Source organism: Roseisolibacter agri (assembly GCF_030159095.1).
Taxonomy (GTDB): domain Bacteria; phylum Gemmatimonadota; class Gemmatimonadetes; order Gemmatimonadales; family Gemmatimonadaceae; genus Roseisolibacter; species Roseisolibacter agri.
The window spans coordinates 670,996-692,191 of the sequence record NZ_BRXS01000004.1 but is presented as its reverse complement, the minus strand read 5'-3'; the positions used below and the strand labels follow the sequence as shown (position 1 = coordinate 692,191).

Below are 21,196 nucleotides of genomic sequence, written 5' to 3'. Positions count from 1 at the left end.
CCTGTCGCGGCCGCGAGACGCGCCGCAGAGCATGTCGCTCCCCTGGCGCGCGCCGTCCGGCCGGCTCAGCCCTCGCGGCGCCGACGGCGGACGACGGCGACCAGCGCGAGCGCCGGCGCGACCAGCAGCAGCGTCGCCGGCTCCGGCGTCGTCACGACGGCCGGCTGCGCCCACTCGGGAATCGCCTGCTCCGACAGGAAGCCGTTGACCCCTGCTGCCGTCAGGCCGGCCGTGGGCGTCGCGTAGATGCGCGCCGTGTGCGACATGTCGGCGATAGCGCCCGCGGCGGCCTGCGCGTACAGCGAGGCGCTGATGCCGAAGGTGCGCGTGGAGCCCGCGGCGACGAGGAAGCTCGCGCCCGTGACGTTCTCCAGCTCATAGGTGGTGCCGTACTGCGACGAGTAGTTCACGCGGATCGGCGTGCGCCACAGCAGCGACCACTGCGTCCCCGTCCACTCCGAGATGGAGTAGTAGTACTGGAACGAGTAGTTGGACTGGGGCGCGGCGGTCGCGTCGAACGTGCCGTGCGTGTAGAACTGGAACGGCTGCATCAGCGCGGCCGGCCCGAAGTTGCTCACTTGGAGGACGCCGCCGAGGCGGGCGATGGCCTCCGTGTTGTGGCTGTTCCACTGTGAGGGCTGGGTCGCCACGTAGATCGACAGCCGTCCCTGCGACTGCACGGCGGTCGCCGACGCCTCGTACATCCCAGCCGGGTCGTTCACCTCGGCGTGCGCCTCGGTCGGATACCACTCCGACATGCCGCGGCTCTGGTTGCCGGCGTAGTACACCCGCGCCTCGGTGGGCTGCGGCGGGAAGTCGGGCTGCGTGGACTGCGCGCGCACGGCGGCCGGAACGACCGCCGCGACGAGCGTGGCGAGCAGCAGGCGACTCCGAAGTACGGAGCTGAAGGGTCGGGACATCGGGAGAGGTGCGGTGTGGGTCGGATCGCGCGCGCCGTGGCGACTCCCACGGCGCGGCGCGACGGGCCCATCGTACGTCCGATGCCGACCTCGCCGAATGGGTCAGCTGCACCGCGGCGCGCGCGCCACGCTCACTCGCCCGCGGGCAGCAGCCGCGCGGAGCGCGCCATCGCCTCGACCTGGCGCGCCACGCGCATCGCCGCGCCGGTGTCCCCGCTGGCCGCCAGCGCCGTCGCGAGCTGCTGGCCGGTGAGCGCGTAGTTCGCCGGGATGTTCGCCGACGCGCGGTCGACCCACTGCCCCTCGCGGAGCAGCGCGGTCGTGCCTCGATACGTCGACGACCAGAGCGCCACGGAGCGCGGGACGTCGACGTGGACGCCGCTAACCGGCACCAGCGTCGCGCTCGCGACCAGCGGGCGCGGCTCCAGGCGGTACGCGAGGCCCTGCTGCCGCACGTACGCGCCGAAGCCCAGCGCGGCGGGATAGCCTGGATTCGTGAAGTAGACCGGGCGCTCCGGGAACGAGTCCTTGATGGCGCGCAGCACCAGGAGCTGGTCGCGCGTGAGCACGCCCGCCGGCACGGTGACGTCCATCTCGCCGTGCTGGAAGCGCTGCGGCTCGGCGAGCTGCACGTAGTCGGGGATCGCGTCGGTCCCGCGCGGCGTCAGGTCCCAGAGCGGCTGCGTGGGCCGCGGCGTGCGCATGGCCGCGTAGAGCGCCGGCCCGCGCGCCGGGTCGTACGCGGCGGGCGGCTGCACCAGCAGCTGCCGCGCGTACCACGGCAGGCCGAGGTACGGCACCAGCGCCACCGTCACGTCGCGTCGCACGCCCTCCACCTGCTGCGCGTACCAGAGCGGGAAGCTGTCGTTGTCGCCGTTGGTGACCAGCACGCCGTACGGCTCGACGGAGTTCAGCAGATCCACCGCCCACTCGCGCGTGAAGGTCTGCCCGGCGCGCGACGCGGCGGTCGCGTTGCCGAACGCCGGCACGAGCGCGAGCGCGAGCACGGGCGCCGCCATCGCCCACGCGCGCCGCGCGGGTGCGCCGCGCGCCATCAGCCCATCCGCGAGCGCGCGCCAGAGCGCCGCCAGGCCGAGCGCCGCGAACATCCCCCACGCCGAGTAGGTCCAGACGAAGAAGTAGTCGCGGTCGCGCACCTCGCGCGGCACCGTGTCGCCGAGCGATGGGGCCTGCGAGTAGCCGTAGTTGAAGTTCAGGTAGAAGACGAGCGCCAGCGTCAGCGTCCCCGCGAGCGGCGCGAGGTACCACCACGCCGCGCGCTCCCGGCGACGGAGCGCTACGAGCCCGAGCACCGCGAGCACGAGGAACGCCATCGCGAGCGTGCGCTGGGCGGCCGGCGCGCGGCCGTCGGGATCGCGCAGCCACTGCCACTCGAAGTACAGCCACCACATCCCGAGCTGTGCGCCGAACGGCGCCTTGCGCTCCATCACCGGGTGGCCGCCGTACTGCTCGCGGCGGATGTTGGCCATGAGGCGACGTCCCGTCTCCGCGCTCAGCGTGCAGTCCACCCGCGGCCGGCCCTGCTCGCAGGCGGTCGGCATCCCCTCGTTGATCGGCGGCAGGTGCGCCGAGCGGATGGGCTCGACCGCGAAGAGCGTGAGCGCGCCGACGACCGCGACGCCCAGCACGAGCAGCAGCCGCCAGCGCAGCAGCACCGAGGGACGCCGCATCAGCACCGCGGCCGCGACCGCGGGACCGGTGAGGAAGCCGGCCGGGTGCACCGCGTAGCCGAGCCCCGCGACCCACGCCATCACGACGAGCAGCCGGTCGCCGCGCGACGTGGCGGAGGGCCGAGCCTGCGGCGTCGCGGCATCCACCGCGTCCTGCGCGTCCAGCCAGCGCAGCACGAGCCACGACGTCAGCGCGAGGCCGAGCAGCGAGACCGTGTAGACCTTCTCGTTGACGACGCTCTGGTTCCAGACCGTGAACGCCGTGGCGCCGAGCAACGAGCCGGCGGCCGCCGCGGCGAGGCGCGGCACGCGCGCGGCGAGCGGCGAGCGCAGCGCGCGCTCCGTGCAGAGGAACCAGAGCGCGGCGCTCGCCGCGCTGGCGGCCGCCGCGAGCAGGTTGATGCGCGCCGCGTACGAGACCGGGATCGGCACCAGGCCGGCGACGTGCGCCAGCAGCACGAAGAGCGGGTTGCCCGGCGGATGCGGCAGCCCGAGAACCTTGGCCACCGCGATGTACTCGCTCGCGTCCCACATCGCGGTCGTCGGCGCGAGCGTGGCGACGTAGAGCGCCAGCACGGCGAGGCCCACCAGCGCCGCGATGCCGTACGGCGGCCGCTCGCGGCCCGGCACCGGCTCACCGCGCGCGCGCGACGCCCAGAGTGCCGCGGGCAGCAGCGCGCAGTAGCCCAGGACCAGCAGCACCGCCGCGAGCGAGACGCCGCCGCGCCAGAGGTCCACGTATCCCGCCAGCACGGCGAGCAACCCCGCGGCGGCGAGAGCGGGTGCGGTCATGGCGCGCGCTCGGGCGCGCTCGGGGATCGGGGTCGCGGACATGGCAGGCACGTGAGGGCGGACGGTCGACGGCACGGCACAGCCTCCGTCGGACAGACCGCCCCCGGCGAGGGTTTGAACCGCCCTCGCGCGCCTGTCCGGGTCGATCAGGGCGTGCCGAAGCGCGCGCCCACGAGCACGACACGGCCCGGCGCCTCGTAGCGCTTCACCGGCTCGTACGGTCGGTCGAGCGCGTTGTCGACCCGGAGCGTGAGGGCGACGCCCGGACGCCGCCCCGCCGGCTGCGTGACCTGCACGTCGGCCGCAGCGTCGAAGCGGGCGTAGCCGCCCAGCGTGACGCGCGGCGACGGGAACACGGCGAAGTCCGCGTCGGTGCGCGTCCCCACGTAGCTCGACGTCAGCGCCAGCGCGCCGCGCCGGGGCACGCGGTAGGTCGCCGTGGCCGTCGCGACGTGCGCGGGACGGCGCAGGAGCGCGCTGTCGCGCGCGAACGACGGCGGGCCGCTCGCGCCCGGATCGACGACGCGCGTGCGCAGATAGGTGTACGCGGCGACCAGCGAGACGCCGCGCCGCTCCGCGAGCCGCGCCTCCAGCTCCACGCCGCTCGCGTTCGCGGCGCCGAGGTTGAAGTAGTTGACCGAGTCGCTCGCCGGCGCGCCGCGCGGGATGGGGCGATACTGGATCATGTCGCGGAAGCGCTGGTCGAACCACGTCGCGCCGAGCGTCACCACGCCGCCGATGGACTGCTCGGCCGCCAGCTCCCAGGAGCGCGACCGCTCCGGCCCGAGGTCCGGATTGCCACGCGAGAATGCCGTCGAGAAGTTCTCGCTGAACAGCGGCTCCTTGAACGCGGTGCCGAACGCCGCGCGGACCCGCGTCGCGGTGGGCAGCGCGTACGCCGCGCTCGCGCGCGCGGTAGTGAACGTCCCGAAGCGCTGGTTGTCGTCCACGCGGCCGCTCAGCGAGTACGTGAACCGGTCCGCGACGTCGCCGAGCCACTGCGCGTAGTAGCCCACGTTGCGCCGCGACTGGTCGAAGGGCACCGCGGGCACCTGCGGTCCCGTGCGCGAGCGCGTCCAGCCGCGGCTCTCCTCGCCCTGCGACGACAGCTCCACGCCGCCCGTGAGCACGTCGCCCGGGCGAACGTAGAGGTTCGCACGCGCCTCGGCGCTGCGCCGGAAGACGTCGCTCGTGCTGCGCAAGTAGGAGCGCAGCGTGTCCATCGCCGCCGACGGAAGGTTCGACGACTGGAAGCGCATCGTGTGCGACGCGAGCACGAGGCGCGTCTCGAGGCGCTCGGTGAGGCGACGGCCGGCGTCGATGGTCGCGAGCAGGCGGCGATCGTCGCGCGTGGCGTCCTGCAGCGGGACGATCGCGCCGTCGAAGCCGGTCGGATAGTGGAACCGGCCGTCGTTCCAGCGCACCGACGCCCGCACGTCCGAGCGCGCGTCGGGCACCAGGCGCGCGCTCGCCGTGAGCACGGTGTTGCGGAAGCCGTTCTCGACGTCGGCGGTCGTGCCGCGGACCGTGACCGACGTGTCGCCCAACAGGCCGTTCGACCGGTGGTGCGCCGCGCCGATCGCGTACGAGCCGCGGCTCCAGCCACCGCTCGCGCCGACGTCCGCGTCGGCGCTGCCGAACGAGCCGCCGCGCACGCTGCCGCGCACGGCCGCGGGACCGCGCCCCTGGCGGGTGAAGATCTGCACGACGCCGGAGATCGCGTCGGAGCCGTACAGGACGCTCGTCGGTCCGCGCACCACCTCGATGCGCTCGACGTCGTCGAGGCTCAGGAAGGCGAGATCGAGCTGCCCGCCGGGCTGGTTGGCCGGCACGCCGTCGATCAGCACCTTCGTGTAGCGGCTCTCCCCGCCGCGCACGAAGAGCGACGTCAGCCCGCCCCACGAGCCCTGCTGCACGACCGCGGCGCCCGGCACCTCGCGCAGCGCGTCGGTCACCGTCAGCACGCCACGCGCACGCAGCTCGGCGCCCTGCAGCACGGTGGTGCTGGCGGTGGGTGCGGCGGTGGGGACCGCGACGCGCGTCGCCGTCACGACGACGGGGCGCATGCCCGCCGTGTCACGCGCCGTGCCTGGCGCGGCGGTCTGCTGGGCGAGTGCTGGCGTCGCGAACGGCGCGAGGGCGGCGGCGACGGAGAGGCGTGCGAGGCGGGACATGACGAGGCCTGAGGATCGAGAGAATGAGAAATCGTTCGTGATCATCGCGCGCGGCGCCAGCCGCGCAGCGGGACGAGGGCCGGCGCGCCGACCGCCGGGTCGCGCGTGACGACGAGCGGCCACTCGTACACGCGCTCGAGCGTCGGGCCGTCCATGACGGCGTCCGGCGTGCCGGCCGCGGCGACGCGCCCGTGGTGCAGCAGCACGACGTGCGCAGCGAAGCGCGCGACGAGGTTCAGCGTGTGGCTCACGAGCAGCACCGCCCGGCCATCGCGCGCGGCGCGGTCGGCGAGCTCGAATAGCGCCATCTCGTGCGCGACATCGAGAAAGGTGGTGGGCTCGTCGAGGACGAGGGTGCCGGCGTCCTGCGCCAGCGCACGCGCGAGCCGCACGCGCTGCCACTCGCCGCCGGAGAGCGCGTCGGTCATCCGAGCGGCGAAGGCCTCGATGCCGGCATCGTGGAGCGCGCGCTCCACCGCCTCCGCGTCGCGGCGCGACGGGCCACCCCAGCGGCTGCCGTGCGGCATGCGACCGAGCGCGACGTACTCGCGCACCTCCAGCGGGAACGCCGGCTCCTCGCGCTGCGGCACCACGGCCACGGCGCGCGCCCGGTCGCGCGCGGAGAGCGAGCGCGCGTCGACGCCTCCGACGAGCACGCGCCCACCCGTCAGTGGCGCCCGTCCGAGCAGCGCGCGCACGAGCGTGCTCTTGCCGCTGCCGTTCGGACCGACGACGGCCGTGACGCGTCCGGCCGGCGCGTCGAGCGACACGCCATCGAGCGCGGGCCGCTCCGTGCGCGGATAGCGCACGCGCACGTCCTCGAAGCGCAGCGCGGGCGCGCTCACGACGCGGACCTCGCGAGCCGCCAGAGGAAGAAGGGCACGCCCACGAGCGCCGTCACGGCGCCGAGCGGAAGCTCGGACGGCGGGCGCGCGGTGCGCGCGGCCACGTCGGCGGCGACCACCAGCGTCGCGCCGAACAGCGCCGACGCGGCCAGCAGCGGCCGGTGCGCGCGGGCGCCGAGCGCGCGCGCGAGGTGCGGGACGACGAGCCCGACGAAGCCCACGAGGCCCGCGGACGCCACGCTGGCCGCGGCCAGCAGCGACGCGGCGAGGAAGACGCGCGGCCCCACGCGATCGACCTCCACGCCGAGGGCGGCGGCCGCCTCCTCCCCCAGCGCCAGCGCGTCCAGGTCGCGCGCCCAGCGCAGCAGCGCGCCGCCCGCGAGCACCACGTAGAGCGCGAGCACCGCGACCTGCCGCCAACGCGCATCGGCGACGGAGCCCATCATCCACCAGAGCGCGTCGCGGATGGTGTCGGCGGAGGCGTTGGCCAGCGCGACCATGACGATCGCGTTCGCGAACGCGCCGACGACGACGCCGCCCATCACGAGCAGCCGCGGATCCGCACGCCCGCCGCTGACGCGCGCGATGCCCAGCACGAGGGCGCTGGCCGCTCCCGCGCCCACGAAAGCGCCGAGGGGGACGAGGATCGGATCGGTGACGCCGAACGCGAACGTGAGCACCGCGCCCACCGCCGCACCGCCCGAGACGCCGAGCAGGTAGGGCTCCGCGAGCGCGTTGCGGAGCGCGCCCTGCAGCGCGCCGCCCGAGGTGCCGAGCGCCGCGCCCACGAGCGCGGCGAGCGCCACGCGCGGCACGCGCAGGTCGCGCACGATCGTGACGGCCATCGGGTCGCCGGTGCCGCGCACCGCCTGCCAGACGGCAGCGGGCGTGAGGGCGACCGAGCCGACGAGGATGCCCACGAACGCGACCACCAGCAGCGCGACCCCGGCGAGCGCCCAGCGCGAACGCGGCATCAGGGGCGCGGCGCGGCGCCGACCGGCGCGAGCGAGTCCGCGACCTCGGGATGCAGCAGGCGCGCAAGGTTCACCGCCGCCTCGCCGAGTCGCACCGCCGGGCGATACACGACCGCCGTGTCGACGACGAGCACGCGGCCGTCGCGCACCGCGGCCAGCGAACGCCACGCCGGGTCGGCGCGCACCTCGGCGTCGCGCGTGGGACCGACGAGCATCGCGTCCGCGCCGCGGCGCAGCACCTCCTCGCGCGAGACCTGCACGGCCGGCTTCGGATCGTCGCCGAAGACGTTGTCGCCGCCGGCGATGGTGAGCACCTCGTGCTGGAAGCTGCCGCCGCCGACGGCGAGTAGCGGGCGTCCGAACATCGGCCAGACCACGCGCGGACGCGGACGCCCCGCGACGACGCGCCGCACGCGCTCGAGCGTCGCATCGACCGAGTCGACGACGGTGCGCGCGCGCGCCGTGTCGCCCGTCAAGCGGCCGAGCAGCCGCGTCGCGCGCCGGAAGTCGTCGAGGCGATCGACCTTGATGGCCGCCGTCGCGATGCCCGCCGCGCGCAGCGCGCGCGCCGCGTCGCGGTTCTCCGCGCCCGCGTACAGGAGCACGAGATCGGGGCGCGCGGCGAGCGTCGCCTCGAGGTTCGGGCGGATGCCGTCGCCCACGGCCGGCACGCGCTGGGCCTCGGCCGGCCAGCCGTCCCAGCGCGAGCGCCCGACGAGGCGGTCGCCGGCGCCGATCGCGAACAGAATCTCGGTCGTCGCGGGGTTCAGCGAGACGATGCGCCGTGGGCGCGCGCCCACGCGGACCGTGTCGCCGTAGTCGTCGCGGACGATCGAGTCGGCGGCCGTCGCCGCGACGGCCGTCGCGGCGACGGCCATCGCGGTGTCGCCCGCCGCGCGCGGCGTGGCCGCACGGTCGCAGGCCGCGAGGAGCGACGCGGCGACGAGCGCGCGCGCGAGGAATGGGTGGGATGGATGCACGACGGCCGTCCGGCTGGGGAGCGGACGGCCGCAACACGACAACGTGCACGTCGGACGGCGCCACGCTCGCGCCGTACGTCCCGACCCCACCGCCACACGTCGTCACATCGCCACCGACCCTCCCCCGAGGATCCTGGAATGGTGGCGCGCACGTGGGTCGTCTCCTGGCTCCGGGCCGCGGCGCTCCCCTTCCCGACCGGCCGCGCCGGTCAGTGGGTGCGACCTCCATTCGGAGGCCGCGCGAGCGCGCGTTGTTGCCCGTTACAGTGGCGGGGCCGCGCCGGCGTCTCACCGGCTTCCGTGTCCCGAATGCGCGATTGCCCTTCGATTGTCCGGCGCGCACGACGGTGCGCGACGTGGTGCGAAGCTAGCGGGCGGCCGGAGCGGCAGCAAGCCGGGCCGCGAGCCGCGCCTTGAGCGCGGCGCGCTCGACGTCGTAGGCCGCGCGCTGCTCCGCGGTCGCATCGCCGCGGGCGGCGAAGTCGTCGTCGAGCGCCGCGAGCGCGGCCAGCAGCCGCTCGCGCTCGTCGTCGTCGGTCGCGGGGGCGCGGGGCGGCGCGACGCTCGCGGCAGCGAGTGGAACATGCGCCCCCGTCGGCTGCCGTCGCGTCGCGCGCAGGAGCAGCAGGACCATCGCGCCACCCATCGTCACCAGCAGCACGGGCAGCACGACGCGGTCCCAGCGACGCGCCGTCACCGGCATCGCCACGTCGACCGTCGCGCCCTCCTTCACGTCCTGCGCGAGGAAGCGCCGGAAGGTGCGTCCCTCCAGCGCGACCGGATCGACGGGGACGATGCCCGCGCCCGTGGCCGAGCCGCGCGGATCCTCCAGCAGCACCTCGAGCACCGTCACCGGCCGCTCCAGCGCGAGCCGCAGCGGGAACGCGTCCGACGGCAGCCTGTAGGTGAACGCGACCTGCTTGATCCCCGGCCCGAACGGCGTGAGCAGCACGGCGCGCCCGCCGACCGCGCTCATGCCGTCGTCCGGCACCTCGCCGCGGCGCACCGCGAAGTCCGCGGCGCCGCGCGGCAGCGCGACCGACCAGGTGCCGCGCGCGCCGTCGGTGGGCGGCACGGCCGTGAAGCTCGTGTCGTTCGTCAGCTCGAACACCTCGATCACGTTCCGCGAGCCGTCGGCGACGGGCGCGGAGACGATCAGATGCCGGCCGCGCACCGTGATGGGGATCGCGCGCGACGTCGTGTCGAAGACGCTGATCTCCGCCGCCTCGCCGCGCGACTCCGCGTCGCGCAGCGGCGACGTGAAGTACGCGATGCCGCCGTACGACGTGGACGCGAAGTAGAGCGCGTCCGGCGCGCCCGTGGGCCGGTAGCGGAAGGTGAAGCCGCCGTCGCCCTGCGTGCGCGTGGAGTCGAGCGGCCCTGCGCCATCGGAGCCGACGCGGTGCAGCGTGACCCACGCGCCGGGCACCGGCCGCTCCGTCGTGTCGCGCACGAGCAGCACCCGGCCGAGCACGCGCCGCGAGCCGTCGGGGAGCGTGACGGGGCGGTCCACCAGCCCCTCGCCGGACGAGACGCCGCTCTCGCGCGCACTGTCGCGCACGGCCGCGCGCGGCGCGTCCTGCGCGCGCAGCACCGGCGGCGCGAGCGCGACGAGCAGCGGCGCGACCAGCGTGGCGGCCGCGCGCACGATCGAGGACGACAGGATCGCGGGCCTCAGAGGTTGAACTTCCCGAAGTCCTCGGGCCGCAGATTCTCGAGGTACGCCTTCAGCTGCTCGGCGCTCAGCTCGTCGCGGTCCGGCGTGGTGGAGGCGGCCGGCGGCGTCGCGGGCGGCGACGCGTACGTGCCCGGCGTCTCGTCCTCGTCGACCTCCATCGTCGTCAGCAGCGACTCCTGCGCGAAGATCGGCGCCTGCAGCCGGAGCGCGATCGCGATCGAGTCCGACGGCCGCGCGTCCACCTGCACCGCACCGCCGGGACCCGCCAGGTGCAGCTCGGCGAAGTACGTGCGCTGCTGCACCTTCGTGATCTGCACGCGACGCAGCGTCCCGCCCAGCCCGAGGATGAGCGACTTGCAGAGGTCGTGCGTGAGCGGCCGCTCGCGCTTGACGTTGTTCATCTGCATGACGATCGCCTCCGCCTCGGGCTGCCCGATCCAGATCGGCAGCAGGCGCGCGCCACCCTTCTCCTGCAGGATGACGACGTAGGTGTTCGTCGTGCTGTCGAGGCCGAGTCGGGACACGACCACTTCGACCATCGGGAGGACTCCAGGGCGGGGTGCGGGCGCGATGCGGACGGCGCCCGGATCCCGCTGAGCTGGGACCCGGGCGCCTCTGGAACGTACCCGAAGGGCGTGGCGGAGTGCCAGTCGCTCAGGCCGCGCCGGCCAGCACCTTCGCGCCCGACGACGCCGTCTCGCCGGCGGCCTTCTCGGCCGCCTCGCGCAGCGCGTCGGCCTTGTCGGTGCGCTCCCACGTGAAGGTGTCGTACGTCCGGCCCGCCACCGTCACCTTGCCCGGCGTGCGGCCGAAGTGCCCGTACTTCGCCGTCTCGCCGAAGATCGGCGTGCGCAGCTCGAGCGCCTCGATGATCGCCTTCGGCGTCAGCTTGAACGTGTCCTTCACGGCCTGCTCGATCGCCGCGTCGGGCAGGCGGCCCGTGCCGAACGTGTCGACGAGGATCGACACCGGCTCCGCGACGCCGATGGCGTACGCCAGCTGCACCTCGCAGCGCTTCGCGAGGCCGGCCTTCACGACGTTCTTGGCCACCCAGCGCGCCGCGTAGGCGGCCGAGCGGTCGACCTTCGACGGATCCTTGCCCGAGAACGCGCCGCCGCCGTGACGGCCCATGCCGCCGTAGGTGTCGACGATGATCTTGCGGCCCGTCAGCCCCGCGTCGCCCATCGGCCCGCCGACCACGAAGCGGCCCGTCGGGTTGATGTGGTACGTGATGCCCTCGACCGGCAGCCCGTACTGCGCGATCACCGGGTTGATGACCTGCGCCTTGATCTCGCGGTGGATCGTGTCGTTGTCGACGTCGGCCGAGTGCTGCGTCGAGACGACGACCGTCTCGACCGCGACCGGGCGGTCGTGCTCGTAGCGCACGCTGACCTGCGCCTTGCCGTCCGGGCGCAGCCACGCGAGCGTGCCGTTCTTGCGCAGCTCCGAGAGGCGACGCGTGAGCGCGTGCGCCAGCACGATCGGGAGCGGCATCAGCTCGGGCGTCTCGTCCGTGGCGTAGCCGAACATCATGCCCTGGTCGCCGGCGCCGCCGGTGTCCACGCCCTGCGAGATGTCGAGCGACTGCTTGCCGATCATGTTGATCACGCCGCACGTGTGGCTGTCGAAGCCGAACGTCGCGTCGTTGTAGCCGATCTCCTTGATCGTGCTGCGCACGAGCTCCTGCAGGTCCACCCACTGGTTGGTCGTGATCTCGCCGGCGATGACGGCGACGCCGGTGGTGACCAGCGTCTCGCAGGCGACGCGGGCCGTCGGCTCCTTGGAGAGGAGCGCGTCGAGGACGGCGTCGGAGATCTGGTCGGCGATCTTGTCCGGATGACCCTCGGTGACGGACTCCGAGGTGAAGAGGCGCGTGCTCACGGTTGGGAGAGGCTCGGGGTGAGGAAGGACGTGGTCGTGGCGAGCACGCGGCTCAATAGCGGTAGTGGTCGGGCTTGTACGGGCCCTCGACCGGCACGCCGATGTAGGCCGCCTGGTCGGGGGTCAGCTCGGTGAGGCGCACGCCGAGCTTCTCGAGGTGCAGGCGCGCGACCTCCTCGTCGAGCTTCTTGGGGAGCGTGTACACCTTCCGCTCGTACGAGCCGCCGTTCTGGTGCAGCTCCAGCTGCGCGAGCACCTGGTTGGTGAAGCTGGCCGACATCACGAAGCTCGGGTGGCCGGTCGCGCAGCCGAGGTTGAGCAGGCGCCCCTCGGCCAGGATCAGGATCGAGCGGCCGCTCGGCAGCACGAACTCGTCGTACTGCGGCTTGATGTTGATGCGGCGCGCGCCCTCGACCTTCTTCAGGCCGGCCATGTCGATCTCGTTGTCGAAGTGGCCGATGTTGCCGATGATGGCCTTGTCCTTCATCCGGCCCATGTGCTCGACGGTGATGATGTTCTTGTTCCCCGTCGCCGTGATGAAGATGTCCGCCGTCTCGACCACGTCCTCCAGGCGCGCGACCTGGTAGCCCTCCATCGCCGCCTGCAGCGCGCAGATCGGATCGATCTCGACGACGACGACGCGCGCGCCCTGGCCGCGCAGCGCGTGCGCGCAGCCCTTGCCCACGTCGCCGTAGCCGAACACCACCGCGACCTTGCCGGCGAGCATCACGTCCGTCGCGCGATTGAGCCCGTCGACGATCGAGTGGCGGCAGCCGTACAGGTTGTCGAACTTCGACTTCGTGACCGAGTCGTTGACGTTGATCGCCGGGAACGCGAGCGTGCCGGCCTTCTGCATCTCGTACAGGCGGTGCACGCCCGTCGTCGTCTCCTCGGACACGCCGCGGATGCCGGCCAGCACCTTCGTCCAGCGGCCCGGGTTCCTCGCCGCCTCGGCGCGCAGCAGGTCGAGGATGACGCCCCACTCCTCGGGCTCGTTGTCGGCGTCGAACGACGGGATCGCGCCCGCCTTCTCGTACTCCGCGCCCTTGTGCACGAGCAGCGTCGCGTCGCCGCCGTCATCCAGCAGGAGGTTCGGGCCGGTGCCGTCGGGCCACATCAGCGCCTGCTCGGTGCACCACCAGTACTCCTCGAGCGTCTCGCCCTTCCACGCGAACACGGGCGTGCCGTTCGGCGCGTCCACGGTGCCGTTCGGGCCCACCGCCACGGCGGCGGCGGCGTGGTCCTGCGTGCTGAAGATGTTGCAGCTCACCCAGCGCACGTCGGCGCCGAGGGCCACCAGCGTCTCGATGAGGACGGCCGTCTGCACGGTCATGTGCAGCGAGCCCATGATCTTCGCGCCCTTCAGCGGCTGCGACGCCGCGTAGCGCGCGCGCAGCGCCATGAGGCCGGGCATCTCCTGCTCGGCGAGGCGGATCTCGTTGCGGCCCCACGCGGCGAGCGAGAGGTCGGCGACCTTGAAGGCGGGACGGTCGGCCGACACGCCGGCCGCGGTGGGCTCGAGCAGAGTGCTCATGCGGGCTCCTGAAGGGTCAGTGCGCGACGCCGTTCGCGACGGCGTGCGCGGGAAGAGACGGATCGGACGATTCTGCGGACGACGGCAAATCGGAAGTCGGCGGCGCGACGTCGGTGGCCGGCGCACCCACGGGACGCGCGGGCGCGGACACCGCCACGCGACGGCGTGCGGAGGCGGCGAACAGCGGCGGCCCCTTGCCCGCGGGATCGGGTGGCACGGGCACGAAGCGCAGCTGCTCGAACCCCGCCCCCGTGACCCACGCATCGAGCGTCGCGCGGTCGAAGCCGAGCCAGGCGTGGCCCATCTCGACGCGGTAGACCTCGCGGTCGTGCGGGAGCATGTCCACCACGAGCAGCCGCCCCCCGGGGCGCACGGCGCGCGCCGCCTCCGCGAGCACGGCGCCCGGATCGGGGATGTGGTGCAGCACCAGCGCGAGCAGCGCGGCGTCGAGCTCCCCGTCGTCCACGGGCAACGCCTCGAGGTCGCCCTCGCGCAGCTCGACGTTGCCCCGACTCGCGAGGCGCGCCCGCGCCAGCGCGAGCATCTCGCGCGAGTGATCGACGGCGATGACGCGACGCACGAACGGCGCGAGCGCCTCGGCCGCGGCGCCGGTGCCGCACCCCAGGTCGCCGATCACGAGCGCGTCGTCGAGCAGCGCGAGCAGCGCCAGCAGATCGGCGCGCGCGCCGAACAGCTCGACCCGCAGGCGGTCCCAGGCGTCCGCGGACGACGAGAAGAACGTCCGCGTCGCCGACCGGCGCTCCGCGAGCACCGCGCGCAGCCGCTCGGCGTCGTGCGCGGCGCCGGGCAGCGCGGCGATCCCCTCGCGCACCGCGCCCCAGAGCCGCCCGGTCGGCGCCGAGCGCGAGCCGGCGAGCAGGCGGTAGCGACGGCTCGCGCCCTCGGCCCGCGCGTCCACCCACCCCGCGTCGACCAGCGTCTTGAGATGCCGGCTCACGGTGGACTGGGGGAGTTGCAGCGCCGCCGCCAGCTCCCCGACCGCCAGCTCGTGGCGCTCGAGGGCGAGCAGGATCCGTCCGCGGATCGGATCGGCGAGGGCGGCGAGAGCGTCGAGGACGTTCACGGGGAGAGATGAACCGTTCATCCGGATAAGCGGATAAATGTCTCCGCGTGTTCCGACCTCGTCAAGCGGGCGCCGCCTCACCGCCGGCGCTCTACCCCGCCCCGCGCGCGCGTCGTATATCGCCGAACGCACCCGGCCGGCCCCGGTCGGGCCCGAACACCATGCGAACCCGCGCGCTTCCCTCCATGCCCCGCCGACTCCTCCCGACGCTGTCCGCCACGATGGCGACGCTGGCGATGCTGGCGACGCTGCTGCTCGCGCCGTCCGCCGCCCGGGCCCAGCAGGGGGTGATCCGCGGCAGGGTCGTGACGCCCGACGCCACCGGCCGGCCCGTCGGAGCGGCCGAGGTCGTCCTGCCTGGACTGGAGCGCACCGTGCGGTCCGGCGAGGACGGGGCCTTCCAGGTCGACTCGGTGCCCGCAGGCACGCACGAGGTCGTCGCACGCAAGCTGGGGTTCGAGCCGGTGACCCGCCGCGTCACCCTGGCCGCGGGCGACACCGTCACGCTCGTGCTGGCGCTCCCGGTGCGCGTGCAGGCGCTGGCGCAGGTCGACGTGCGCGACCGGGCAGCGGCGCCGGCAGTTCGCGCCTTCGAACGCGAGCGTGCCATCGCGAACGGCGGCGCCTTCATCAGCGACAGCCTGCTCGCGAAGAACCAGCACTCGCCGATGAGCAACGTGCTGCGCCGCATTCCCGGCGCGACCATCGTGCGCGTCCCCAGCAACAGCGGCGGCTACAACGCGCTCGGCTCCTCGCGTGGCCGGCAGAGCCTGCGGGGCAGCAAGTACTGCTTCTACCAGATCTACGTGGACGGGCAGCGCTACTTCGCGCCGACGTCGGCCAACATCGAGCCCCCGCCGGACGTCGATGAGTTCAAGGTCGCCGACTACGAGGCCATCGAGGTGTACCGCGGCGCCGCGCAGACGCCCAGCCAGTATGGCGGGACGGGTGCGCCGTGCGGCACGATCCTCTTCTGGTCGCGCACGCGGGTCGCGCGCTGAGCGCGCCGGCGGGCGCCGCCCTCAGGCCCGTCCGAAGGCGCGGTCGAGCGCCTCGTGGAGGATGCGCTCGGCGTCGTGCGCGGTGGACGCGGCCATCGCCGCCTGCGCCGCCTGCGCCGCCTCCGACGCGTCGACGCCGCGCACGATGCGCTTCACCGCGAGCACGCTGCGCGGGCCGACGCTGAGCTGGCGGAGCCCCAGGCCGACGAGCGCGTACGCCATGATCGGCTGCGAGGCCATCTCGCCGCACACCGCGACGTCGATGCCCATCTCGCCGCCCGTGCGCACGACGTGCGCGATCAGGCGCAGCACCGCCGGATGCAGCGGCGTGAAGCGCGGCGCGAGCTGCGCGTTGCCACGGTCGACCGCCAGCGTGTACTGCACCAGGTCGTTGGTGCCGATGCTGAAGAAGTCCACGGCGCCGCGGAACGTGTCCGCCGCGAGCGCCGCCGCCGGCGTCTCGACCATCATGCCCAGGGGCACGTCGTCGCGGAACGGGACGCCGCGCGCGCGCAGCTCGTCGGCCGCCTGCGCCATCAGCGCGCGCGCGTCGCGCACCTCCTGCAGCCCCACGATCAGCGGCAGCATGATGCGCACGTCGCCGTGCAGCGCGGCGCGCAGCAGCGCGCGCAGCTGGGCGCGGAACAGCTCCGGCTCGTCGAGGCACATCCGGATCGCGCGCCACCCGAGGAACGGGTTGGCCTCCGTGGGATGGCCGCCGACGGGCAGCTTGTCGCCGCCCACGTCGTACGTGCGGATGACGACCGGGCGTCCGCCGAACGCGTTCACGACGCGCGCGTAGGCGCGGTACTGCTCCTCCTCGTCCGGCATCGTCGCGCGCCCGACGACGAGGAACTCGGTGCGCATCAGCCCCACGCCCTCGGCGCCGCTGGTGGCGGCCAGGTCCGCCTCCTCGGGCAGGTCGACGTTGGCGCGCAGCGTCACGCGCACGCCGTCCAGCGTCACCGACTCCAGCTCGGCCAGCTGCCGCAGCTCCGCGGCCTCCTGCTCCTCCAGCAGCGCGCGCGAGCGGAACTCCTCGACCTCGCGCGCGTCGGGCGCGATGGTGAGCGTGCCGGCGTTGCCGTCGAGCACCGCGCGCTCGCCGCCGCGCAGGCGCGCCGTCGCCTCGCGCAGCCCCACCACCGCGGGCAGGCCGAGCGAGCGCGCCAGGATGGCGATGTGCGAGGTGTTGGTGCCGGCGTCGGTCGCGATCGCGGCGATCGCCTCGCGGTCCAGCTGCACCGTCAGCGACGGCGTGAGGTCGTGGGTGACGAGGATCGCGCACGCGCCCTTGGGCACGTCCACCGGGTCGTGGTCGCCGAGGCCCAGCAGGATGGAGAGCACGCGGATGTGCACGTCCACCAGGTCGCCCACGCGCTCGCGCAGCATGGCGTGCGGATGCCGCGCGAAGTTCTGCCGCCACTCCAGCATCGCCAGGTCGAACGCCTTCTCGGCGCCCAGGTTCTGGCGGATCAGCGAGTCCACGTGCTCGACCAGCGAGACGTCCTGCAGGATGGAGAGCTGGACGTCGAAGATCGCCGCCTCCTCCGGGCCCGCGTGGCGCTCGGCGCGCGCGCGCACCAGCTGCAGACGCTCGCGCGCGCGCGCGAAGGCGTCGTGCAGGCGCGCCAGCTCCTCGTCGACGTGGTCGTCGCCGACGATGCGGTGCGGGACGTCGGGCACCTCCCAGCGCAGGAGATGCACCGGCCCGACGACGATGCCGGGCGACGCGGGGATGCCGGAGAAGCGGACGCTCACTACGTCTCCCCGAACTTGGCGTGGACCAGCGATTCGATGGCGGCGACCGCCTCGGAGGCGTCGGGCCCGCTCGCGCGCAGCGTGATGGTCGACCCGCACTCGGCGGCGAGCATCATGACGCCCATGATGCTCTTGCCGTTGACCTCCATGTCGTCGCGCGAGATGGTGATGTCGCTCTTGAACCGGGCGGCGGCCTTCACGATCTCCGCCGCCGGGCGCGCGTGCACGCCCAGCTTGTTGATGATCTGGACCGAGCGTTCGATCGTCATCGGGGGTTCGACCATCATCGGAGGAGCGAGTAGAGGACGAAGGCCGCGAGCGCGCCGATGGCGACGCGCCATCCCTCGACCCGGCCGTGCAGGCGTGTGATGAGCACGGCGCCGATCACGACCGTCGCGACGACGCCACCGAGGAGCACGCGGCCCGAGCCGACCGCGCGCGAGAGCGCGAGCGGCAGCGCCGCACCGCCCGTGAACGCGGCGGCCTGGCTAAGCCACTGCGGGCCGTAGCGCAGCACCGGGTTGCCGAGCGCGCCCGCCACCTGCATCCCGCGCTCGAGCCCCACGCGCAGCCCCCACGCGCGCAGCGCGAAGTGGCCGACGTTGTAGAGCACGAGGAAGCCCCCCACCACCCACCCCGGTCCCGCGCCGAGCCCGAACAGCAGCAGCCCCACGAGCGAGCAGAACGGAAGCCACGCCGCCCAGACGAGCCGGTCTCCCACGCTGCCGAGCGGTCCGCACAGCGCCGTGCGGAACCGCTCGATGCGCGCGGGCGGCGTTCCGTCGAGCTCCGCGCGGATCAGCGCGCCCACCGCGACCGCCGCCAGGTACGGATGGGCGTTGAAGTACTGGCTGTGCCGCGCCAGCGCGGCGCGGTACGCCGGTCCGCCCTTCCCGCCCGGCAGCAGACGCAGCGCCGGCTCCGTGCAGAAGCCGATGCCCGTGCCGAGCAGGATCTCGTAGTTCCACGAGGCCTGGATGGCGAGCAGCCGCAGGAAGATAGAGGCCCGGGTACCGAACGGCAGGGCGACCGGCGTCGCGCGCGGGGGCGGCGACGGCGGCACCGGCGCCGCGGACGGCCCGGGATCGCGGGGCGTCGCGGCGCTCACCACAGCCACATCGCCACGAGTCCGACCACCAGCCCGCCCAGGAAGAGCCAGCGGGCGCGCGGCACGGCGTGCACGAGCTTCCAGACCGCGCCGCCGGCGACGATCGCGGCCAGCGTGACGACGAACGCCTGCGACCAGCGCTGGTCCACGCCCCACGTGCCGATCGCGAGCCGCACCAGCGGCTGCGCGATGCCGAGCGCCGCGACCGTGAGCGCGAAGCCGCGCACGAGATCCCCACCGAGCCCCGCCATCTGCAGCCCGACGACGCTGCGCGCCGAGCCCGCGGCCAGCCGGTCGAGGTGCGCGCGCGCGAGCTGGCCGTTGAGGCGGCGCAGCAGCACCATCGACTCGCCGCTGACCCAGGCGGTCGCGAGCCCCGCGAGCACGCTGAGGCAGAGCGCGCCCGCCGAGCTGCTCGCCTGCTGCGCGAACAGCCCGCCGCCCACCACCGCGGCCGAGCCCCACTCCGGATAGCGCGACGCGCCCACGGGGAGCGTCTCGAGCGCGAACAGCTCCAGCACCGCGCCGACCAGCAGCCCCGCCATCGAGTCGCCGACGAGCGCGCCGGCCAGGGTCGCCGCGACGAGCGGCCGCGAGACCTGGGCCTGCGGGAAGCTGACCACGTCGAGGCCCAGCAGCGCGCCGAGGAACGCCAGCCGGAGCAGGTCGCCGTCGGGGCTCACGCGCGGACCATCCGGGGTGCCCGCATCAGTCGATCCCGCGCCCCGACAGCACGTCGTCGAGCGGCACGGGACGCCCGCTCGGCACGTCCTGCGCGCTGACGTTCACGCCCCCCGCAGCGAGCGCGCGCAGCTCGCGCTCCTCGTCCGGCGTGACGAAGACGAAGCGCAGCCGCTGCGCGCGCCCCGGGCGGTGGTGGATGCCGCCGACGTTCACGTCGCGGATCGCCCCCGCGGGATCGGCGACGGCGACCGCCTGCACGAGGCGCCGCATCGTGTCGACGTCGCCGGTGAGCACGATGCCGTGGCGCGGATCGGTGCGATAGCGCGCGTGCACGCGCGCCGCGTCGTCCACGTCGTGGAAGAAGACCTCCATCTCCGGCGGCACGCCCATGCGGTAGAGCTCCTGCTCCCACTCGCTGGCCGCGACCTCGTCGTCCACGAGGACGATGAAGCCGATGTCGAGCGGTCGTCCCCACCCCACCACCACCTGTCCGTGGATCAGGCGGTCGTCGATCCGGTAGATCTCAACGGGCACCGCCGACCTCCGGGCCGGGTGCAGCGGTGGACGTGGCCAGCGGGGGCGATGCCGGTGCCGCGGGCGGCGCGACGACGACGAGCGCGCCGCGCCCGCGCTCCACCGCGCGCGCGAGCGCCTGCGCCTGCGCCTCCGTGGCTGCCGGCGCTTCGACCGCGGCGTCGGACGGCGCTGGATCGCTCGCCATCACGAAGTCGAGGACGGCCGGCAGGTTCGCGCCGGTGACGAGGCGCAGGTCCGGTCGCTCGCGCAGCAGCCGGCGCGACGCGATGGTGCAGCTGCCGGCCGGCAGGTCGGTGAAGATCACGCGCACCGACGCATGCTGCACCGCCTCGCGCAGCGCGGCGTCGATCTCCGCGGGGCCGAGCCCGCGGTTCGTGACCGGCAGCAGCAGGTCGCCGCGCCCGGTGATCTGCGCGACGGCGGAGATGAGCCCCGCCGCGAAGTCGCCGTGGCCGGCGACGACCGCCAGCGCGGCCGCCGTGGGCGCACCCGGCGTGGGCGCGTCCGAGGCGGCGTCCGTGGCGCTACTCGTCATCTTCCTGGAGATAGCGGCGGAGGTCCGCCTCGTGCGCGTGCGCGATGCCGGCCGGTGCGCGCGGCGCCTGGCCGTCGCCGTCGCCCGACGCGGCGCGCATGCGCGTGATCAGGCGCTGGTTGAACGCCTCCGCCGGGTTCACGCCGCTGTAGCGCAGCAGGTGGTTCATGGCGATCACCTCGGCGATCACCGTGATGTTCTTGCCGGGATTGAGCGGCACGCGGATCTGCGGCAGCTCGACGTCGAGGATCGTGTGCGTCTCGCCGTCGAGCCCCGTGCGATCGACCACCGCCTCCTGGTTCCACTCCTCGAGGTGCACGACGACCTCGAGGCGCTTCTGCTGACGCACCGCGCGGATGCCGAAGATCGCCGGGATGTCGATCAGCCCGATGCCGCGGATCTCCATGAAGTGCCGCTGCAGCTCGTGCCCACGGCCGATCAGCACGTCGTTGCCGCGCCGCTTCACGATCACCAGGTCGTCGGCCACGAGCCGATGCCCGCGCTCCACGAGATCGAGCACGCACTCGCTCTTGCCGATGCCGCTCTGCCCGGTGAAGAACAGGCCGACGCCGAAGACGTCCGCGAGCGATCCGTGCAGCGTCACCGTCGGCGCGAACTCCTCGGTGAGCAGCGGCTTGATGAGGCGGTAGAACTCCGCCGTCTTGCACGCCGTGCGCAGCACCGCGACGCCGCTGCGGCCCGCGAGCTCCAGGAAGCCCTCGGGTGCCTCCTGCCCCTTCGTGATGAACACGCAGGGGATCGGGAACGAGAAGAACGTCTCCAGCGCGGCGCGACGCGACGCGGCGTCGCGCGAGTTGAGGTACGTGACCTCCGTCTCGCCGAAGACCTGGATGCGCTCGTGCGGGAAGCGGTTGAAGTAGCCCGACAGGACGAGCCCCGGGCTGGCCGCCTCGGGGCTCGTGATCTGGCGTTCGAGGCCGACGGGATCGCCGATCTGCTCGAGCGGCAGCGTCGTGCCCAGCCGGTCGAGCAGCTGGCGTACCGTCAGCTTCACGT

The 21,196-nt window shown here is 74.1% G+C and carries 19 protein-coding genes and 1 riboswitch; of the genes, 1 reads left to right on the top strand and 18 read right to left on the bottom strand.

The window, feature by feature from the left end:
* Nucleotides 1–65: 65 nt before the first annotated feature.
* From rosag_RS15210 to rosag_RS15160, 11 genes are all read right to left on the bottom strand, one after another.
* Nucleotides 66–920 (bottom strand): hypothetical protein, encoded by an 855-nt coding sequence (locus tag rosag_RS15210; RefSeq protein ID WP_284350998.1) that lies wholly within the window; start codon nt 918–920, stop codon nt 66–68.
* Between the two features lie 131 nt (nt 921–1,051).
* Nucleotides 1,052–3,403 carry a glycosyltransferase family 117 protein gene (locus rosag_RS15205; RefSeq protein ID WP_284350997.1) on the bottom strand — a complete coding sequence of 784 codons (2,352 nt, stop codon included), beginning with the start codon at nt 3,401–3,403 and terminating at the stop codon, nt 1,052–1,054.
* Nucleotides 3,404–3,549: 146 nt separating this feature from the next.
* Nucleotides 3,550–5,577 (bottom strand): TonB-dependent receptor plug domain-containing protein, encoded by a 2,028-nt coding sequence (locus rosag_RS15200; RefSeq protein ID WP_284350996.1) that lies wholly within the window; start codon nt 5,575–5,577, stop codon nt 3,550–3,552.
* A 41-nt stretch (nt 5,578–5,618) separates the two neighbouring features.
* Complete coding sequence (locus rosag_RS15195) at nt 5,619–6,422, bottom strand: ABC transporter ATP-binding protein (RefSeq protein ID WP_284350995.1); 804 nt, start codon at nt 6,420–6,422, stop codon at nt 5,619–5,621.
* A complete protein-coding gene (locus tag rosag_RS15190) occupies nt 6,419–7,396 on the bottom strand; it encodes a FecCD family ABC transporter permease (protein ID WP_284350994.1) in 978 nt (325 codons plus the stop codon). Before rosag_RS15190 ends, rosag_RS15195 begins: the two co-directional genes overlap by 4 nt.
* Entirely contained in the window at nt 7,396–8,376 is a 981-nt protein-coding gene (locus rosag_RS15185) for an ABC transporter substrate-binding protein (protein ID WP_284350993.1), read from the bottom strand. The genes rosag_RS15190 and rosag_RS15185 overlap by 1 nt, the downstream gene beginning before the upstream one ends.
* 137 nt (nt 8,377–8,513) lie before the next feature.
* Nucleotides 8,514–8,701: riboswitch (cobalamin riboswitch) on the bottom strand.
* A 42-nt stretch (nt 8,702–8,743) separates the two neighbouring features.
* Complete coding sequence (locus rosag_RS15180; protein ID WP_284350992.1) at nt 8,744–10,024, bottom strand: hypothetical protein; 1,281 nt, start codon at nt 10,022–10,024, stop codon at nt 8,744–8,746.
* Nucleotides 10,025–10,050: 26 nt separating this feature from the next.
* Nucleotides 10,051–10,593 carry a bifunctional nuclease family protein gene (locus rosag_RS15175; RefSeq protein ID WP_284350991.1) on the bottom strand — a complete coding sequence of 181 codons (543 nt, stop codon included), beginning with the start codon at nt 10,591–10,593 and terminating at the stop codon, nt 10,051–10,053.
* Nucleotides 10,594–10,708: 115 nt separating this feature from the next.
* Nucleotides 10,709–11,935 (bottom strand): methionine adenosyltransferase, encoded by a 1,227-nt coding sequence (gene metK, locus rosag_RS15170; protein ID WP_284350990.1) that lies wholly within the window; start codon nt 11,933–11,935, stop codon nt 10,709–10,711.
* 52 nt (nt 11,936–11,987) lie between these two features.
* The gene (ahcY, locus tag rosag_RS15165; RefSeq protein ID WP_284350989.1) at nt 11,988–13,469 is read right to left on the bottom strand and encodes an adenosylhomocysteinase; all 1,482 of its coding nucleotides are present in this window, start codon (nt 13,467–13,469) and stop codon (nt 11,988–11,990) included.
* A 16-nt stretch (nt 13,470–13,485) separates the two neighbouring features.
* Nucleotides 13,486–14,553 (bottom strand): ArsR/SmtB family transcription factor, encoded by a 1,068-nt coding sequence (locus tag rosag_RS15160; RefSeq protein WP_284350988.1) that lies wholly within the window; start codon nt 14,551–14,553, stop codon nt 13,486–13,488.
* A gap of 185 nt (nt 14,554–14,738) precedes the next feature.
* Between rosag_RS15160 and rosag_RS15155 the strand changes: the two genes are divergently transcribed.
* Complete coding sequence (locus rosag_RS15155) at nt 14,739–15,554, top strand: carboxypeptidase-like regulatory domain-containing protein (protein ID WP_284350987.1); 816 nt, start codon at nt 14,739–14,741, stop codon at nt 15,552–15,554.
* Between the two features lie 21 nt (nt 15,555–15,575).
* On the opposite strand, the gene ptsP is transcribed toward rosag_RS15155, so the two are convergent.
* The 7 genes from ptsP to hprK are packed head-to-tail and all read right to left on the bottom strand — an operon-like array spanning nt 15,576 to nt 21,194.
* Nucleotides 15,576–17,315, bottom strand: coding sequence for a phosphoenolpyruvate--protein phosphotransferase (gene ptsP / locus rosag_RS15150; protein WP_284350986.1), 1,740 nt, complete (start codon nt 17,313–17,315; stop codon nt 15,576–15,578).
* Nucleotides 17,315–17,602, bottom strand: a complete 288-nt coding sequence (locus rosag_RS15145; RefSeq protein WP_284350985.1) for an HPr family phosphocarrier protein — start codon at nt 17,600–17,602, stop codon at nt 17,315–17,317. Before rosag_RS15145 ends, ptsP begins: the two co-directional genes overlap by 1 nt.
* Complete coding sequence (locus rosag_RS15140) at nt 17,599–18,423, bottom strand: PTS system mannose/fructose/sorbose family transporter subunit IID (RefSeq protein ID WP_284350984.1); 825 nt, start codon at nt 18,421–18,423, stop codon at nt 17,599–17,601. Before rosag_RS15140 ends, rosag_RS15145 begins: the two co-directional genes overlap by 4 nt.
* On the bottom strand, nt 18,420–19,106 hold the full coding sequence (locus rosag_RS15135; RefSeq protein WP_284350983.1) for a PTS sugar transporter subunit IIC: 687 nt from the start codon (nt 19,104–19,106) through the stop codon (nt 18,420–18,422). Before rosag_RS15135 ends, rosag_RS15140 begins: the two co-directional genes overlap by 4 nt.
* Before the next feature lie 25 nt (nt 19,107–19,131).
* A complete protein-coding gene (locus rosag_RS15130) occupies nt 19,132–19,641 on the bottom strand; it encodes a PTS sugar transporter subunit IIB (protein WP_284350982.1) in 510 nt (169 codons plus the stop codon).
* Entirely contained in the window at nt 19,631–20,179 is a 549-nt protein-coding gene (locus tag rosag_RS15125; protein ID WP_284350981.1) for a PTS sugar transporter subunit IIA, read from the bottom strand. The genes rosag_RS15130 and rosag_RS15125 overlap by 11 nt, the downstream gene beginning before the upstream one ends.
* On the bottom strand, nt 20,169–21,194 hold the full coding sequence (gene hprK, locus rosag_RS15120; protein WP_284350980.1) for an HPr(Ser) kinase/phosphatase: 1,026 nt from the start codon (nt 21,192–21,194) through the stop codon (nt 20,169–20,171). Before hprK ends, rosag_RS15125 begins: the two co-directional genes overlap by 11 nt.
* Nucleotides 21,195–21,196 lie beyond the last annotated feature (2 nt).

What these genes read in the sequence shown, in the direction of transcription:
- rosag_RS15210 (WP_284350998.1), bottom strand. Translation starts at nt 920, where the DNA reads ATGTCCCGACCCTTCAGCTCCGTACTTCGGAGTCGCCTGCTGCTCGCC.
- rosag_RS15205 (WP_284350997.1), bottom strand. Translation starts at nt 3,403, where the DNA reads ATGACCGCACCCGCTCTCGCCGCCGCGGGGTTGCTCGCCGTGCTGGCG.
- rosag_RS15200 (WP_284350996.1), bottom strand. Translation starts at nt 5,577, where the DNA reads ATGTCCCGCCTCGCACGCCTCTCCGTCGCCGCCGCCCTCGCGCCGTTC.
- rosag_RS15190 (WP_284350994.1), bottom strand. Translation starts at nt 7,396, where the DNA reads ATGCCGCGTTCGCGCTGGGCGCTCGCCGGGGTCGCGCTGCTGGTGGTC.
- rosag_RS15175 (WP_284350991.1), bottom strand. Translation starts at nt 10,593, where the DNA reads ATGGTCGAAGTGGTCGTGTCCCGACTCGGCCTCGACAGCACGACGAAC.
- ahcY (WP_284350989.1), bottom strand. Translation starts at nt 13,469, where the DNA reads ATGAGCACTCTGCTCGAGCCCACCGCGGCCGGCGTGTCGGCCGACCGT.
- rosag_RS15155 (WP_284350987.1), top strand. Translation starts at nt 14,739, where the DNA reads ATGCCCCGCCGACTCCTCCCGACGCTGTCCGCCACGATGGCGACGCTG.
- rosag_RS15145 (WP_284350985.1), bottom strand. Translation starts at nt 17,602, where the DNA reads ATGATGGTCGAACCCCCGATGACGATCGAACGCTCGGTCCAGATCATC.
- rosag_RS15125 (WP_284350981.1), bottom strand. Translation starts at nt 20,179, where the DNA reads ATGACGAGTAGCGCCACGGACGCCGCCTCGGACGCGCCCACGCCGGGT.